The following is a 1,688-nucleotide window of genomic DNA, read 5'->3' as shown; positions in this document are numbered from 1 at the left end:
CGAACTGGCCGGCAAGCGCATCCTGCTCACCGGGGCGTCGTCGGGCATCGGCGAGGCCGCGGCCGAACAGTTCGCCCGGGCGGGTGCCACGGTGGTCGTCGTGGCCCGCCGCCAGGAGCTGCTCGACGCGCTCGCGGACCGCATCACCTCGGCGGGCGGTGACGCCATCTCGATCCCGTGCGACGTCTCCGACATGGACGCCGTCGACGCGCTGGTCGCCGACGTCGAAAAGCGTGTCGGCGGAATCGACATCCTGATCAACAACGCCGGCCGGTCCATCCGCCGGCCGCTGGCCGAGTCGCTGGAACGCTGGCACGACGTCGAGCGGACGATGGTGCTCAACTACTACGCGCCGTTGCGGCTGATCCGCGGGCTGGCGCCGGGCATGATCGAGCGCGGCGACGGGCACATCATCAACGTCTCGACGTGGGGCGTGCTGTCGGAGGCCTCACCGCTGTTCGCGGTGTACAACGCCTCGAAGGCCGCGCTGTCGACCGTGAGCCGGGTGGTGGAAACCGAGTGGGGCGACAAGGGCGTGCACTCCAGCACGCTGTACTACCCGCTGGTGGCCACCCCGATGATCGCACCGACCAAGGCCTACCAGGGGATGCCGGCGCTGACGCCGGAGGAGGCCGGCGAGTGGATGATTACCGCCGCCCGCACCCGCCCGGTGCGCATCGCACCGCGGATGGCGATCGCCGCCAAGGCGCTCGACACGTTCGGCCCGCGCTGGGTCAACGCCGTCATGCAGCGCCAGAGCATCCAGCCCAACCGCAATAACGACGGCTGACCCGGCCGCCGCTACGGGCCGTTTTGCCCGGCCACTGTGATAGACACGACGCTATGGAGATCCTGGCCAGTCGGATGTTGCTCCGGCCGGCGGACTATCAGCAGTCGCTGACCTTCTACCGCGACCAGATCGGCCTGGCGATAGCGCGTGAATACGGCGCGGGCACAGTCTTTTTCGCAGGGCAGTCGCTGCTCGAACTGGCCGGTTACGGCTCCCCGGACCACTCGCGCGGACCCTTCCCGGGCGCGCTGTGGCTGCAGGTACGCGACATCGAGGCGACCCAGGCCGAGCTCCGCGGCCGGGGGGTGGCCATCGCGCGCGAGGCGCGCCAGGAGCCGTGGGGCCTCTACGAAATGCACGTGACCGACCCCGACGGGATCACCCTGATATTCCTCGAAATACCCTCCGACCACCCGCTACGGCGTGACACCCGAGGTGAACGGCGGGGAAATTCCGGTTAACTGAGAGGTAACATCTGGCGACGAGTCAAGGTACACCCGCGTTTCGACTGCCTCAGCATTCGACAATGGAATCCTCCTACCACCAGAATCAGGCGCTGTGAACATCCAATTGTTCCTCTTGATCATTGTCGTAATCACGGCATTGGCCTTCGATTTCACCAACGGCTTCCATGACACGGGCAACGCGATGGCGACCTCGATCGCCAGCGGTGCACTCAAGCCCAAGACGGCGGTCGCGCTCTCGGCGGTGCTGAATCTGGTGGGCGCTTTCTTGTCCACCGCCGTCGCCGCGACCATCGCCAAGGGCCTCATCGACTCCAACATCGTGACGCTGGAACTGGTCTTCGCCGGCCTCGTGGGCGGCGTCGTCTGGAACCTGCTGACCTGGCTCCTCGGTATCCCGTCGAGTTCGTCACATGCCCTGATCGGCGGCATCG

At 66.9% G+C, this 1,688-nt stretch carries 3 protein-coding genes; all 3 read left to right on the top strand.

Going from position 1 to position 1,688, the window contains the following annotated elements:
- Positions 1-790, top strand: a 790-nt coding sequence (locus A5646_RS03260) for an SDR family oxidoreductase (protein ID WP_067019807.1), incomplete at its 5' end; no start/stop codon positions are given.
- Positions 791-843: 53 nt separating this feature from the next.
- The gene (locus A5646_RS03255) at positions 844-1,251 is read left to right on the top strand and encodes a VOC family protein (RefSeq protein WP_066873293.1); all 408 of its coding nucleotides are present in this window, start codon (positions 844-846) and stop codon (positions 1,249-1,251) included.
- A gap of 97 nt (positions 1,252-1,348) precedes the next feature.
- Positions 1,349-1,688: inorganic phosphate transporter (locus tag A5646_RS03250; protein ID WP_197505104.1), on the top strand; the 340-nt coding region annotated here is incomplete at its 3' end.

This window comes from Mycobacterium sp. 1245499.0, from assembly GCF_001673615.1.
Classification (GTDB): Bacteria; Actinomycetota; Actinomycetes; order Mycobacteriales; family Mycobacteriaceae; genus Mycobacterium; species Mycobacterium europaeum_A.
The sequence above is the reverse complement of the archived record's forward strand: the minus strand, read 5'-3'. Positions and strand labels throughout refer to the sequence as shown.